General features: G+C 39.0%; 17 protein-coding genes. 11 read left to right on the top strand and 6 right to left on the bottom strand.

All coding sequences use genetic code 11. The features are described from left to right. The first annotated feature begins 88 nt into the window (after window positions 1–88). Window positions 89–2,779, top strand: coding sequence for a PBP1A family penicillin-binding protein (locus tag ABVF21_RS04460; protein WP_371017554.1), 2,691 nt, complete (start codon window positions 89–91; stop codon window positions 2,777–2,779). A gap of 107 nt (window positions 2,780–2,886) precedes the next feature. Further along, window positions 2,887–3,900 carry an alcohol dehydrogenase AdhP gene (gene adhP / locus ABVF21_RS04455; protein WP_371017553.1) on the top strand — a complete coding sequence of 338 codons (1,014 nt, stop codon included), beginning with the start codon at window positions 2,887–2,889 and terminating at the stop codon, window positions 3,898–3,900. Between the two features lie 25 nt (window positions 3,901–3,925). Here adhP and ABVF21_RS04450 read toward each other — a convergent pair whose 3' ends face one another. The 6 genes from ABVF21_RS04450 to ABVF21_RS04425 form a co-directional block, all read right to left on the bottom strand. Continuing rightward, the gene (locus tag ABVF21_RS04450; RefSeq protein WP_194221097.1) at window positions 3,926–4,138 is read right to left on the bottom strand and encodes a spore germination protein GerPB; all 213 of its coding nucleotides are present in this window, start codon (window positions 4,136–4,138) and stop codon (window positions 3,926–3,928) included. A gap of 14 nt (window positions 4,139–4,152) precedes the next feature. Next, window positions 4,153–4,368, bottom strand: coding sequence for a spore germination protein (locus tag ABVF21_RS04445; protein ID WP_194221098.1), 216 nt, complete (start codon window positions 4,366–4,368; stop codon window positions 4,153–4,155). A gap of 62 nt (window positions 4,369–4,430) precedes the next feature. After that, a complete protein-coding gene (locus ABVF21_RS04440) occupies window positions 4,431–4,820 on the bottom strand; it encodes a spore germination protein GerPE (RefSeq protein ID WP_194221099.1) in 390 nt (129 codons plus the stop codon). A gap of 12 nt (window positions 4,821–4,832) precedes the next feature. Then, window positions 4,833–5,012, bottom strand: coding sequence for a spore gernimation protein GerPD (locus tag ABVF21_RS04435; protein WP_194221100.1), 180 nt, complete (start codon window positions 5,010–5,012; stop codon window positions 4,833–4,835). After that, complete coding sequence (gene gerPC / locus ABVF21_RS04430; protein ID WP_303536159.1) at window positions 5,009–5,617, bottom strand: spore germination protein GerPC; 609 nt, start codon at window positions 5,615–5,617, stop codon at window positions 5,009–5,011. The genes ABVF21_RS04435 and gerPC overlap by 4 nt, the downstream gene beginning before the upstream one ends. 161 nt (window positions 5,618–5,778) lie before the next feature. Next, on the bottom strand, window positions 5,779–6,000 hold the full coding sequence (locus ABVF21_RS04425) for a spore germination protein (protein WP_194221102.1): 222 nt from the start codon (window positions 5,998–6,000) through the stop codon (window positions 5,779–5,781). 297 nt (window positions 6,001–6,297) lie between these two features. Between ABVF21_RS04425 and ABVF21_RS04420 the strand changes: the two genes are divergently transcribed. From ABVF21_RS04420 to ABVF21_RS04380, 9 genes are all read left to right on the top strand, one after another. Next, the gene (locus ABVF21_RS04420; protein ID WP_303536164.1) at window positions 6,298–6,963 is read left to right on the top strand and encodes a DUF4397 domain-containing protein; all 666 of its coding nucleotides are present in this window, start codon (window positions 6,298–6,300) and stop codon (window positions 6,961–6,963) included. A gap of 127 nt (window positions 6,964–7,090) precedes the next feature. Further along, window positions 7,091–7,330: a hypothetical protein gene (locus ABVF21_RS04415; protein ID WP_303536166.1), complete on the top strand. Its 240-nt coding sequence runs from the start codon at window positions 7,091–7,093 to the stop codon at window positions 7,328–7,330. A gap of 55 nt (window positions 7,331–7,385) precedes the next feature. Continuing rightward, complete coding sequence (locus tag ABVF21_RS04410; RefSeq protein ID WP_303536169.1) at window positions 7,386–7,592, top strand: DUF2188 domain-containing protein; 207 nt, start codon at window positions 7,386–7,388, stop codon at window positions 7,590–7,592. 85 nt (window positions 7,593–7,677) lie between these two features. Further along, on the top strand, window positions 7,678–8,160 hold the full coding sequence (locus ABVF21_RS04405; RefSeq protein WP_226612474.1) for a ribonuclease H-like YkuK family protein: 483 nt from the start codon (window positions 7,678–7,680) through the stop codon (window positions 8,158–8,160). 94 nt (window positions 8,161–8,254) lie between these two features. Continuing rightward, window positions 8,255–9,076: a DUF6612 family protein gene (locus tag ABVF21_RS04400; RefSeq protein WP_371017552.1), complete on the top strand. Its 822-nt coding sequence runs from the start codon at window positions 8,255–8,257 to the stop codon at window positions 9,074–9,076. 154 nt (window positions 9,077–9,230) lie between these two features. Next, a complete protein-coding gene (moaA, locus tag ABVF21_RS04395; protein ID WP_303536178.1) occupies window positions 9,231–10,250 on the top strand; it encodes a GTP 3',8-cyclase MoaA in 1,020 nt (339 codons plus the stop codon). 2 nt (window positions 10,251–10,252) lie between these two features. Beyond that, window positions 10,253–11,047, top strand: coding sequence for a formate dehydrogenase accessory sulfurtransferase FdhD (fdhD, locus tag ABVF21_RS04390; RefSeq protein WP_303536181.1), 795 nt, complete (start codon window positions 10,253–10,255; stop codon window positions 11,045–11,047). Window positions 11,048–11,130: 83 nt separating this feature from the next. Continuing rightward, window positions 11,131–11,403 (top strand): hypothetical protein, encoded by a 273-nt coding sequence (locus ABVF21_RS04385; RefSeq protein ID WP_226612478.1) that lies wholly within the window; start codon window positions 11,131–11,133, stop codon window positions 11,401–11,403. 134 nt (window positions 11,404–11,537) lie between these two features. Continuing rightward, window positions 11,538–13,379, top strand: coding sequence for an LTA synthase family protein (locus ABVF21_RS04380; RefSeq protein WP_371017551.1), 1,842 nt, complete (start codon window positions 11,538–11,540; stop codon window positions 13,377–13,379). Window positions 13,380–13,383 lie beyond the last annotated feature (4 nt).

The raw sequence follows: 13,383 nt of genomic DNA, 5'->3' as shown, positions 1-13,383 counted from the left end.
AAATTGTTTCAATCTCTTAATAAATGTTTTTAATATGAAACATTTGGGTAACACCTCTCTATGGAGTTTGACGCTAAGGGGGATCATAATGGGGAAAAATATCAATGAAGAACAACATACAGGTAAGCAAGTAGGTCGAAAAAAAGGGAAACGTTTTGCTAGGAATGTCCTTTTAATAGGTGCTTTCATGATGGTTTTTGTATTAACGTTCGGGGGTTATCAAACTTACGCTTATATTAATGAAGCGCCAAAGCTTGAAGAAAATAAACTAAGTTTACCGCAATCATCTACGTTATATGATGCAGAAGGAAATAAAATTACAGACATTGTAGGAGAAGAGCATCGAAATATCGTTTCATTTGATGAAATCCCTGAACATGTTGTAAATGCCTTCATTGCAGTTGAAGATGTAAGATACTGGGAACATAATGGGGTGGATTTAAAAAGAATTGGCGGAGCTGTCGTGGCCAATATTCAAGATGGGTTTGGAGCAGAAGGTGCAAGCACGATTACGCAACAAGTTGTTAAGAACATGCTTCTAGAGCCTGATAAGACAGTGAAACGCAAAGTTCAGGAAGCGTACCTGGCGATGGAATTAGAAAAAGAGTATTCCAAAGAAGAGATTCTTGAGATGTATTTAAATAAAATCTATTTTGGACAAGGGGCGTATGGAATCGCAACAGCTGCTAACACTTACTTCGATAAATCACTAGAAGAGTTATCAACAGAGGAAGCAGCATTATTAGCAGGTTTGCCTCAGCGTCCATCAGGATACGATCCATACAAAAATCCAGACATTGCAAGCGATAGAAGAGCTACTGTTCTAAGTTTAATGGAGCAGCATGGATTTATTTCTGAAAAAGAACGGAAAGAAGCAGCATCTGTTCCTGTGCAAGATTCAATTGTGGACCAGCAAAGTCAGTCTACAACGAACGATGCATTTATAGATCAGGTTATTGATGATCTTGAGAAAGCCGGCATTCCTGAAAACGCACTTTATTCAGGAGGATTAGAAATTTATACGACGCTCGATCAGAATGCGCAGCAGATTGTAGATGAAGCACTCACTACAAATAAAGTTGTTGAATACCCTGATGAGCAGTTTAGAACAGGGGTTTCCCTCATTGACACTCAGTCCGGTGCAATTAAGGCTATTGGCGGAAATCGTCAAACGGGCGAAAATGATGTTCAAAAAGGCTTTAATTACGCTACTCAATTAGAACGTTCACCAGGCTCAACGATCAAACCAATTCTTGATTACGCTCCTGGAATTGAAAAGCTGAAATGGTCAACCAATCAACAGTTTATTGATGAAGAACTTGAGTTAAACGGGAAAGAATTTAGTAACTGGAACGACGAGTTTCAGGGCAGTGTTTCGATACGAGAAGCACTTCAGTGGTCTTATAATATTCCTGCTATTAAAGCATTTATGGAAGTAGGGGGAGAAGAAGCTCAGGCATTTGCTAAGAAGCTAGGCATTTCAATTGATGAAACGTATCCTGCCTACGCTATCGGTGGTTTTGCTGGAGGAATTTCTCCTCTACAACTATCAGGAGCATATGCTGCATTTGGTTCAGGCGGTACTTTCCATGAGCCTTATAGTGTTGAAAAAGTAGTTTACCCTAATGGTAAGGAGCAACAGCTATCCTCTAAATCTGAAAAAGCGATGAGCGAAGGAACTGCCTACATGATTACAGACATGCTCCGAACAGTCGTTGAAGAAGGAACTGGCATGCAGGCGAAGGTTAAAGGGTTGGACGTAGCTGGTAAGACAGGCACGACAAGTCTTGATGATGGTATTAACGGTGATGGTGTATCAGACGCCTGGTTTTCTGGATATACGACGAACTATACTGCTTCCATTTGGACTGGATATGATAAAACGACTCAGGATTCCTTCATTCATAAAGAAGACGATGATATTGCGAAATTGCTTTTCCGTCACATCATGAGTGAAGTATCGAAGGATAAAGAAACAGACTCGTTTAAAAAGCCGGATTCAGTTGAAGAGATTGAAATTGATAAGACAACAGGATTACGTGCAAATAAGGCAACACCTTCGTCTGATATAATAAAAGAACTTTATTTTAAAGGAGAAGAGCCGAAAAAAGCACCACTTCCAAAACCGAAAAAGAAAACTTCATCAAATGAACAAGCTGAGAAAAACGATACAACTACAGAAGCTACAAAGAAGGATTCCAATAAACCTAATGATAAAAAGAAGTCAGAGGATAAAGTAGAGAAACAGCAGAAGAATGAGTCCATAAAAGAGGAACCAAAGGCTAAGCCGGAAGAAAAGAAAGAGCCAAAAGAGCCAAAAGAGCCTCAAGAACCGGAAAATTCAGAAGCACAAGAAGAATCTTCTGATCAGTCTGAAGAGAAGGAAGAGCCTGTGACAGACGACTCTTCTAATGCTGGAGGTGACAGTTCAGAAGACGGCGAAGATGATGCTAATGCTAACTCTGGTAATGAAGAGAATACCAATAATGATGGCAGTAATGAAGGAAACCCAAATAATACGGGTGACGTAGAAGAGCGGGGTAATCAAGAGGGTTCAAATAATGACCCTCCCGCTGATGGAAATGATGAGGGCACGAGTGAAGAAACAAATGAAAACTCTGCAAATGATAGTGAAAATAGCGAGGTAAGTGATTCGGAAGAAAACACTGGTGACTCATCGGACTCTTCTGATCAAGGTGGAAGTCAAACTTCTGAAGAGGAAGAAACTTCATCAGCTGATGCCAATCAATCCAAGGAAAAAGAAACAACAAAAAAGTAGAAAATACTGCGAATATTCTGAAACTGTGACCAATTTAACAGTTTATAGAATGAACCTCCATTATGATGAAGAAGGAAATGAAAATTCATCAAATGGAGGTTTTCATTATGAAAGCAGCAATTGTACATGTCTTTAAAGAGCCACTTTCAGTAAAGGAAGTAGATAAGCCTGTTATTGGACATGGAGAAATATTAGTACGCATCAAAGCATGTGGTGTATGTCATACCGATTTACATGCTGCCCATGGTGATTGGCCCGTTAAACCAAAACTTCCGCTAATACCAGGTCACGAAGGAGCTGGAATTATTGAGGAAGTAGGGGAAGGCGTCACACACTTGAAGATAGGAGATCGAGTGGGTGTCCCGTGGCTCTATTCCGCGTGTGGTCACTGTGAATACTGCCTAACGGGACGTGAAACACTTTGTAAGGAACAGCAGAATGCGGGCTATTCTGTTGATGGTGGATATGCTCAATATTGTAAAGCCGATGCAGATTATGCTGTGAAAATTCCAGATCGTCTTAGTTTTGAAGAAGTAGCTCCTATTTTCTGCGCAGGCGTCACCACTTACAAAGCTTTAAAAGTAACTGAGGCTAAGCCTGGTGAGTGGGTGGCCATTTATGGAATCGGAGGATTAGGGCATGTCGCCGTTCAATATGCGAAAGCAATGGGGCTTCACGTCATAGCCGTTGATACGCACAGTGAAAAATTAACACTTGCAAAAGAACTTGGTGCAGATCTTACTGTTAATCCAGTTGAAGAGAATTCTTCTGAATTTATCCAAAGAGAGGTTGGTGGAGCACACGCTTCTGTTTGTACAGCTGTTTCGAAGCATGCTTTTAGTGAAGCTTATGCAGCAGTTAGACGAGGAGGCTCTGTAGTAGCCGTAGGATTACCACCTGAAGAAATGCCGATACCGATTTTCGATACTGTATTAAATGGTATTAAGGTCATTGGATCCATCGTGGGCACGCGTAATGATTTAATGGAAGCTTTGCAATTTGCAGCTGAAGGTAAAGTGAAAACAATTATTGAGACTCGACCATTAGAAGAGATTAACGAAGTTTTTGAAAGTCTAGAAAATGGCGATATTAATGGAAGAGTTGTTATCACGTTCGACTGAAAAAAAACCGCCGTCGGCGGTTTTTTTATGTTGGAGGAGCAAGAGGCACAAATGGTGTTAATTCAGAAGTTTGTGCTGTAGAAAGTTCAGGAGCAGGTTCAGTGTATCCACCCGTATTATAAAGATTTGAAAGTGGCTTAATAATACCAGCGCTCCCAATTTGAAGGACTGAGGAATTCGAAATCCCTTCGACTCTAAGCTGATGAATAACGATGTTTTGGTTCACAAAGAAATTCACGAATCTTCAGCTCCCTAATTGTTTGCGGTAATGTTTTCATCCGCAACATCCGGGTCTAGTGAATTCGTTAAACTAAATCCGTTGTTTACGACATGAAAATCGCCTGTATTAAATGCACCTGAACCAGCGTATGTTTTGGAAGTTGATTTTGGTGTTGTGTTAAAACTATCCCCGAAGTTCACTACTCCACCCGCGCTATTTATCTTAACTGGTCCTACGATTGAAGGCATTATTGAACACCCTTTGAGTTGTTATAAAGTATAGTATGTGATCAATAAAGGATCCGTTCAATTTATTCTTCATCATCGTAAGGATTAGACAAATATTCGCGATTGTGTTTTACCCTTGCCTCCGTCTTAATCTGTCTCGTAGATCCAACTTGTAAAACGGAGGAAGCAGCGATCCCGATGACGCGAATGCTCCCAACTTTAATAATGGGGTTTTCGTGAATCGTGCATTGCTCGATTTTCTCAGTTAGAAGCGGGAGAGGTAGTGGTTGGGAAAACATCGGATATTCTGTTAAATCTTCTACTTCATTCCCATTAAAAATCGGAAGTTCACGCTGTAAAGCATAAATTTTTGTCTCGGGAGTCACTTGATTGCTGTCACCAATTTGCACAACTGCGGAACTATCGACTGATGAAACAAGGATCCAATTGACGAGGGAGGATCGACTATTCATAGGAAATTCCCCTTATGATGACGCTAATGGAACAAATGGAGCTGAGATAATTAACGATTCCGGTGGTGTGTCGAAAATAGATGAGCAGACGATTGATTCTGTGTCGCCCACAAGAAATACAGAAGAGCTTGCTACAGCTGTAATATTAATATGCCCTACTGAAAGTCCTCGGTTTATGACGGTATACTTCATTTGGAATCAGTCCTTCCAGGTAAATTTTTTAGAAAAGCCTCCATGCCATTAGTAATGTCTCGCTTTAATTTGTTTGTTACTTCTTCAACTAGTTGCTCTGTGCTTGACTCAGGCGATCGATTGGATTGTTGATTAACATAATAGTTGATACGCTGATCTAGCTGCTTTTGAATATCATTTAAGATGAAGTGACGGTAAGGATCATCAAGAGGATACTGATATTTTTTCTCTAACTCCCCTAGATGTTGAATGGCCCCATTTTTCATATAGGAATGAATGTTTTGCTGAATGGATTGTATGGCTTCCGGAGGTATGTTACTCGGATTCATTCCATTTCCCCCGTTTACTGTAAAGTCATCCAGAACATCAGCTCCTCCATTTGGAGTTAAGCCAATATTTAACGTTCCATCAAGCCTTTCAATTTTTAATTGATCAAATTTATATTCGATTTTCTCAATGTTGGTTTTAGGAGCTTTCGACAACTCATGGCAGCTATTTCTTAAATCATCCACCATATCTTCAAGCATTTTGATTCGATTGTTTTGTTGTTCAATGTTTTGTTGCATCCGTTGCAAGATCGCATAGAAATTATCGGTTGGATACATTGACAATCAACTCCCGTATCAAAATGTTTATTCCACCAATAAATGGTCACTCCCTAAATCTTAGGTAATCCAACCGGGTCTCATTCAATGTCTTTATAGTCCGATGGATAGAAGACTTTACACTATCGTATGTTCGATAGCAAAATTAGGTGAATGCCCTGCTAAATATTCGCAACAACATTTTGGTCAGCAATATCACTATCGTTAACGGTAGTGACGCTGTAATTACTATTGACGTTTAAGCCATCGCCTGTATTAAACGAACCGCCGCCCGCAAAGGTGCGTATTGCACTTGTTGGAGACACAATAAATACATCGCCGACGTGGAAAACACCGCTGCTTCCAATGGAATTGACTTTAATAGCTCCAACGATTGCCGGCATTTTTTCACATCCTTATTAATGGATTTCACTTATTACTGTATGCGGAACAATAGCGTATGTTCAAAGCTTCTAGCTATAGTCTGTTTACCGCATACAACTCCCCCTGCGTCGTGTGAATAGCTACCATTAAAGCTCTAATTTCTAAAAAACACTTCTTTTCTATACTATGATTCAGTAACAAAAAACACCTATAAGCATTTTTAATAAGTCAAATGACATGAGATCAGCAAATGAATAATTTATATCTTTCAGTAAAAAATAGGCAGGTTAACAAATGAATAGAAAGGAGTTTTTATAATGAAATGGATGTTGAATTTACTATTCATGCTAGCGCTTTTTCTCGTGCTTTCTCCTGAGGGTTTTGCAGCTGAGAAAAGTGATGCCAATGTGCGTGTTATTCATGCTTCACCAGATGCACCGTCTGTCGATATTTATGTAGATGGTCAACCTGCATTTGAAAAGGTTTCGTTTAAAGATGTGACAGATTATGCTGCTTTAGCACCTGGTGAGAAGACGATTCAAATTTTTGCCTCTTCTGCTAACGGGGAAGGTAAACCGGCCCTTGAACAAAAATTAACTGTGGAATCAGGAAAAAACTATTCCATTCTTGCGATCGGTAAGCTTGAGAACCTTGCTCTTAAAGTATTAGAAGATCAAAAAGGTTCAGGAGAAAAATCCGGATTGAGAGCTGTACATGCTTCACCGAATGCTCCTGCTGTTGATATTGGCGTGAAGGGTGGAGATACTCTTATTAAGAATCTCGCTTTTACCCAAAACTCTGATTATCAAATGGTTGACCCGGGAACATATAACTTAGAAGTTCGTGCTGCAGGATCTGATAAGGCTGTTCTTGATCTTCCTAATCTACCTGTTGAAGCAGGTGTAAACTACACAGCTATTGCTATTGGTTTATTGGATGGAGATCCTCCACTGAATGTTATTCTTCTAAAAGATGGGAAATAATAAAAAGACCGCAGCTTAGCTGCGGTTGTTTTTGTCTAGAGAGGTTCTGTTCGGTTAGCGCATTATTTTCTAATTCAATGGAGTCCAACAAGTTCAACTATACTGAAAAGAAAGGAAATGTGATCAAATGCATTCTAAACATACAGTGCGCTACATTTGCGAGCGTTATATAAGTGGGAATAGTTACTATTATAAACAGGAATTAATTACGCATGATACGTGGCAAAATCCTGCTTCAATTCAATGGTCTACTAAAAGACCGATTTCAAGTAAGACATTTTACCAGAAAGAAAAAGAAGGTTATAAAACAATTACTAAGCTACATGACAAAAAACCAGCGAAGGTTCTTCAGTTTTCTAGATCATAGGAAGGTTTATCCTGCATCATAGGGAGGAATGAGAGATAACAAGGAGGAATAAAGGATGAAAACCATTTATCATGTACAGAGCGGAAAAACCGGTTCATGGGAGATCAAGAAAGAGGGAGCAGAGCAAGCAACCAAAACTTTCGAAACAAAAGAAGAAGCGTATCAGTATGGAAGGTCATTATGTGATGAGAATCGTCCATCTGAATTAATTATTCATCAGGAGAACGGTCAAATCGAAGACCATAGCCTATACAATAGTTAGTGATTTCTGTTCTCTACGTACATATTTTTCAGCTTATGAATAAACATAGTACTAACTACTATCCTAATGAAAGAAGGGAACCTTCATGGATTTTATTAGTCCAACAGCTGGAAAAGTATCGGTTGAACAGCTTACACAACTCATTGAAAGCTATACGAAAGAAGATCCTAAAGGAACATATCGGATTGTGATTGGAACAGATTCGCAGACAAGCCGGAAAGCGACACAATTTGTGACAGCCCTCATTATCCATCGGGTTGGCAAAGGAGCACGCATTTTCTATCGGAAAGTAAAACATAAGCCGATTCATGAGCTCAGGCATCGCATTTATAAAGAAACTCAAATGAGTCTTGAGCTCATGGAATCGTTAAAGGATGAAGGTTTTTCAGCACTATTAGAAACCTGGCCGATTGAGATTCATCTCGATGTTGGAAAGCAAGGAGAAACCCGTAAAGTCATACAGGAAGTTGTAGGATGGGTAACTTCTGTTGGGTATATTGCTAGAATCAAGCCTGACTCATACGGGGCAAGTAGCGTGGCAGATCGCTATACGAAATCGATTAGTTAAACTGGAGAAATGTGCCAGTTTTATTTTTTTAATGAAACTTCTCTCTCGCTCAATCGTATTATTAGTAGAATGAATATTATGGAGGAGTGGTGAGATGAAGTTACGAATGATCACGATTCTTAGTGCACTGATGCTTATTCTTACAGCATGTAGTGGGACAACAGAATCAGGAGGCGAAGTAAGCGTTGATAAGGGAATTGATGCTCAGGAAGTATTCGAGAAATCAATTACGGCTCAAGAAGAGATAGAGAATTTCCATATGAAAGCGGATATGACACAAAATATTGGTTCGGGTGAAGAAGAGATGGAGATTAAAAGTGTGATTGACGCTGATATGATGATGGATCCTATTGCTTTTCATCAAATGATTGATATGACAGCAAATGGTGAAACGATGCAAATGGAATCATACTTTACTGAAGAAGGTTTCTTTATGAAGCAGGGTGAGGAATGGATGAAGTTCCCTGATGAAATGACGGATACACTACTTTCTCTTCAGGAAAATCAAGCTGATCCAGCTGAACAAATGGAAATGCTCAAAGAGTATGTCGATGAATTTACTTTATCAGAAAAAGAAGATACTTATGTGATGACATTGAAAGCTTCTGGTGAGAAATTCCAAGGGTTAATGGAGAAAACAGCTGAAGAAATGGGATCACAAAATCAAATGATGGAAGATGCCATGGATCAAATGAAAGTGAACAACGTGGAATACACCTACGCGATTGATAAGGAAAGCTATCTTCCTGTACAAATGGACATGAAGATGGACAGTGAAATGAGCATGGAAGGTGAAACAATTTCCACGATTATGGAGATGAACTCCACTTATGACCAGTACAATGAAATTGAAGAAGTGAAGGTTCCTGAGGAAGTTATTTCACAAGCAAAAGAAATGCCAGGTATGGAACAATAATAACAGGGAGTGCTGCTAAAACAAGCGGCGCTCTTTTATTGTGAAGGGAGAGCATTTTAAAGCTTATTTAAGAATCAGATAAGTTATAACTGGAAAAAAGTACCCTGAAGCGTTACGATTAGCACATGACAACTGTTTGAAAGGAGCGAGGTTCATGTCAACTGAAACACTACTATACGATCAACTGAAACGTCCTTTAAGAGATCTTCGTATATCTGTAACCGACCGTTGTAACTTCCGCTGTCGTTACTGTATGCCTGAAGAAACGTTCGGTCCTGATTATGAATTTCTTCCTAAAATGAGCCTTCTCCAATTTGAGGAGATCACACGTCTCGCTCGGTTATTTGTTGAGATGGGGGTTGAGAAGATTCGTCTGACTGGCGGAGAACCGCTACTTAGAAGGGATCTCGATGTTCTTATTGGTATGCTATCACAAATTAAAGGTCTTGATGATATAGCTTTAACAACGAATGCTTCTTTATTAAAAAAGAGCGCATTAAAATTAAAACAGGCAGGTCTCACTAGAGTGAATGTTAGTCTCGATGCCATTCATGATGAGACGTTTGGCAAAATGAATGGGAGAGGGACAAAGATAAAACCTGTTCTCGAAGGCATTCAGGCTGCTGCTGATGCAGGTCTTCAAGTGAAAATTAATATGGTCGTTCAAAAGGGAATCAATGATCATGAAATCGTTCCAATGGCAGATTATTTCAGAAATAGTGGCCACATCGTTCGCTTTATTGAGTATATGGATGTAGGAAATTCAAATGGCTGGAAGTTTGATCATGTGATGAATAAGAAAGATATTATTGATCAAATAGCAGAGACTTTTCCTCTTAAATCTGTTGATGCTGCATACTTTGGCGAAGTGGCTAGCCGCTATCAATATGAAGATGGATCTGGTGAAATTGGTGTTATTTCATCTGTCAGTGATTCGTTTTGTTCTAGCTGTACAAGAGCGCGCCTTTCAGCTGATGGAGCTCTTTACACTTGCCTATTTGCTTCGAAAGGAACGAGCTTACGAAATCCGCTTCGTAATGGAGCGACAGATGAAGAATTACGGACGATGCTAACAAATCTCTGGAACGGTCGACATGACCGCTATTCAGATGAGCGAACAGAGGAAAGTGTTTTAAATAGAGACAAGATTGAAATGTCATTTATAGGTGGATAATCATGGAGAAAGAACTCAAACATACGACTGAACGCAAAATCACACGGTATGAAAATGGGGAATTTAAAGAGAAGGAAGACTTGATTGCCCTTGAGAAACCAATCACGATTCGAATTAATCGTTCTGAATTCGCAACGCTTGTTTGTACACCTGATCATTTAGAAGATATGGTCATTGGATTTCTCGCTTCAGAAGGGGTGATTCGATCTTATCACGATGTTGAAGAAATGCTTTTTAATGATGGGCAAGGGATTGTGAATGTAAAAGCTGCTGTTCAAGGTTCATTAACGTCTGAGACATATACCAAGCGCGTCATTAGCTCATGCTGTGGAAAAAGTAGACATTTTTATTTGCAAAGTGATTCGAAAACGGCTCGTACGATTATGAAGGCACCTGAATTAACCGCCTCTGTTTGTCTTGCTAATATGAGAACGTTGCAAGAGCAGTCAGCTACGTTTAAATCAACTGGTGGTGTTCATAACGCGGCCATTTTCAAAAACGGGGAAATGGTGGCTTCCCGTACTGACATTGGAAGACATAATGCTCTTGATAAGCTATATGGTTACACACTCCGTCATCATCTTCATCCTTCTGATCTTAGCGTTGCGTTTAGCGGGAGAATTTCATCAGAGGTTGTTATTAAGCTATCCAAGATGGGGATTGGTGTACTGCTCTCCAAATCGGCTCCCACTGAGCTTGCCATTCAATTAGCGGATGATCTTAACATTACAACAGTAGGGTTTATTCGTCATGAAGGCTTCAATATTTATACAAAACCAGAACGGATTCTGATTTAGAACACCTCTATATTAGAGGTGTTTTTTTTGATCAAGTCGTTCATACTACTGAACAAATAAGCATTTTGGAAAGGCGGATTGAAATGGGTTGGACGATAGCTGTGATATTCTGGATTGCTGGTGTAGTATTGGTGGGAAGCCCCAAGTATTTGTTTCATCGTCTTGAGGCAATGAAATCGGATACGGCTGGTCATGCAAGGGCATCTGAAGCAACAGATAAAGAAGAAAGTATTTTCTTTTTCATTGAAACGAAAGCTCTTGATTCAATACCATGGTGGGTGGTAACGATTTCTTGTGTCACAATTGGACTTTTTCTTATTGCGTTTGGAGTAATCGCCCTTGTTTTTTCCTATTAAAATGAAACTTTCTTGATTATTCATTCGTCTTTAGAGAGGAGGGATTTGCCGGTAGTTTGGTTATCCCCCTTTGGTGGTAAATAAAGAAAGAAAGAGTTCATTTATGTTAGGGAGATATAAGGGGTGTGTGACAGATGGAAGCAGAGAGAAGAAATGAAAAGTCAGTGTGGCATTTTTATTTATTATTAGTGGGATTACTTGTTCTAAAAACGTATCTTGTTTATCGATTTGAATTTTCGTTTTCATTGAACGGAATTGGCGAAGAAATGTTTCTTTTCATTAATTCAATAGGGTCAATCGTATTACTGCTAGGTATAGGTCTTTTCAGGAAGCAGTCAAAACCAGGCCTAATACTAGCAGTTTATTTTATTTTATCTGCTCTACTTTATTGTAATATTTTGTATTATCGTTTCTACATAGATTTTGTTACCGTTCCTGTTCTTTTTCAATTCGGTAATGTCGGAGGTTTAGGTCAAAGTACAGTTGAGCTGCTAAATTTATATGATCCGCTCATCGTGTTCGACTCCATCATCTTATTTTGGATTCTAAAACGAAATCATCTACATAAGACCTCGTTATCAGAGAAACTACGAAAAAAAACGGCGTTTACTGGTGTCGGCATATTAGTAGGAACAGCTGGACTGGCGTTAATTATGCATCCATTACTATTTGAAAAATCATATGATCGAGAGTTATTTGTTAAGTCACTAGGTGCCTATACATACCATATTTATGATATAGGCTATAACTCGTTTACATCCATTAATAGTGCGTTTGCGGATGATACGGAACTATCAGAGATCGAAAGTTATGTAGAGAAAAAGGAATTGAAGTCTTCCTCCTATGAAGGGATCGCGAAAGGGAAAAATCTGATCATTATTTCTTTAGAATCTACGCAAGCATTTATGCTCGATGAAAGTATCGATGGAGAAGAAGCAACACCTTATCTAAATAAGTTGAAGGAAGAAAGTTTTTTCTTTCCTAATTTCTATCACCAGACAGCACAGGGTAAAACGTCTGATGCTGAATTTATGATTGATAACAGTTTGTATCCACTTTCCGGAGGGTCTGTGTTCGTAAGAAAGCCACAGAATGAGTTTTTCTCACTTCCTGAGGCATTAAATGACGAGGGGTATACGACAACTTCTTTTCATGGAAATGATCGAGAATTTTGGAATAGGTCAGAAATGTATGAAACGCTTGGTTACGATCGTTTTTATTCAAAAAAAGATTTTGAAGTGAGTGACGATAATTCCATCAACTACGGTTTGAAGGATATCCCGTTCTTCAAACAATCGATTCCTTACTTAAAAGAACTGGATCAGCCATATTCGGCAAAATTTCTTACACTGACAAATCATTTTCCTTATTTATTAGAAGAAAAGGACACAATGATTTCACTGCCGGAGACTCCGGAAGAAGTAGTAAATCGATATTATGCAACGGTTCGCTATGAGGATGAAGCGATTAAGACTTTCTTTGATGAAATGAAAGCTGCTGGTTTATATGAAGACTCCATTTTTGTTCTTTATGGTGATCATTATGGGTTATCTGAAACATATGATAAAGCTCTTGGCGAATATCTAGGTGAAGAAATAGGTCCTGTAGAACATGTCGATCTACAAAAAGTGCCTCTCATCATTCACGTTCCAGGTGAAGAAGGTAAGGTGATTGATACAGTTGGAGGACAGGTTGATTTAAAGCCGACAATCTTAGAGATGTTAGGCGTAAAAGAAAGCACAAGTTTGAATTTTGGCACAAGTCTATTCTCGAAAAAACGTGAAGATTTTGTTATTTTCAGGGATGGAAGCTTTGTGACAGAGAATCTGATCTATACTAAAAATACGTGTTATAACAAAGAAACAAGTTCAAAAACCAATCGAAACAAATGTGCTCGCTATTTTGGTCAGGTTCAAGATGAATTAGATTATTCTGATCAAGTGATCTATGGCGATTTACTACGTTTCATTGAATAGCTTT

Origin of the sequence: Pseudalkalibacillus sp. JSM 102089 (genome assembly GCF_041366475.1) — a bacterium.
Taxonomy (GTDB): Bacteria; Bacillota; Bacilli; order Bacillales; family Guptibacillaceae; genus Guptibacillus; species Guptibacillus hwajinpoensis_B.
Note: the sequence above shows the minus strand (reverse complement) of the source record. Positions and strands in the feature narration are given on the sequence as shown.

Excerpts from the sequence above, each read along its gene's own strand:
- ABVF21_RS04410 (WP_303536169.1), top strand. The coding sequence starts at position 7,386 with ATGAAAACCATTTATCATGTACAGAGCGGAAAAACCGGTTCATGGGAG.
- ABVF21_RS04415 (WP_303536166.1), top strand. The coding sequence starts at position 7,091 with ATGCATTCTAAACATACAGTGCGCTACATTTGCGAGCGTTATATAAGT.
- ABVF21_RS04380 (WP_371017551.1), top strand. The coding sequence starts at position 11,538 with ATGGAAGCAGAGAGAAGAAATGAAAAGTCAGTGTGGCATTTTTATTTA.
- ABVF21_RS04440 (WP_194221099.1), bottom strand. The coding sequence starts at position 4,820 with ATGAATAGTCGATCCTCCCTCGTCAATTGGATCCTTGTTTCATCAGTC.
- fdhD (WP_303536181.1), top strand. The coding sequence starts at position 10,253 with ATGGAGAAAGAACTCAAACATACGACTGAACGCAAAATCACACGGTAT.
- gerPC (WP_303536159.1), bottom strand. The coding sequence starts at position 5,617 with ATGTATCCAACCGATAATTTCTATGCGATCTTGCAACGGATGCAACAA.
- ABVF21_RS04460 (WP_371017554.1), top strand. The coding sequence starts at position 89 with ATGGGGAAAAATATCAATGAAGAACAACATACAGGTAAGCAAGTAGGT.
- ABVF21_RS04400 (WP_371017552.1), top strand. The coding sequence starts at position 8,255 with ATGAAGTTACGAATGATCACGATTCTTAGTGCACTGATGCTTATTCTT.
- ABVF21_RS04420 (WP_303536164.1), top strand. The coding sequence starts at position 6,298 with ATGAAATGGATGTTGAATTTACTATTCATGCTAGCGCTTTTTCTCGTG.
- ABVF21_RS04405 (WP_226612474.1), top strand. The coding sequence starts at position 7,678 with ATGGATTTTATTAGTCCAACAGCTGGAAAAGTATCGGTTGAACAGCTT.
- ABVF21_RS04425 (WP_194221102.1), bottom strand. The coding sequence starts at position 6,000 with ATGCCGGCAATCGTTGGAGCTATTAAAGTCAATTCCATTGGAAGCAGC.
- ABVF21_RS04445 (WP_194221098.1), bottom strand. The coding sequence starts at position 4,368 with ATGCCTTCAATCGTAGGACCAGTTAAGATAAATAGCGCGGGTGGAGTA.
- moaA (WP_303536178.1), top strand. The coding sequence starts at position 9,231 with ATGTCAACTGAAACACTACTATACGATCAACTGAAACGTCCTTTAAGA.
- ABVF21_RS04385 (WP_226612478.1), top strand. The coding sequence starts at position 11,131 with ATGGGTTGGACGATAGCTGTGATATTCTGGATTGCTGGTGTAGTATTG.
- adhP (WP_371017553.1), top strand. The coding sequence starts at position 2,887 with ATGAAAGCAGCAATTGTACATGTCTTTAAAGAGCCACTTTCAGTAAAG.
- ABVF21_RS04435 (WP_194221100.1), bottom strand. The coding sequence starts at position 5,012 with ATGAAGTATACCGTCATAAACCGAGGACTTTCAGTAGGGCATATTAAT.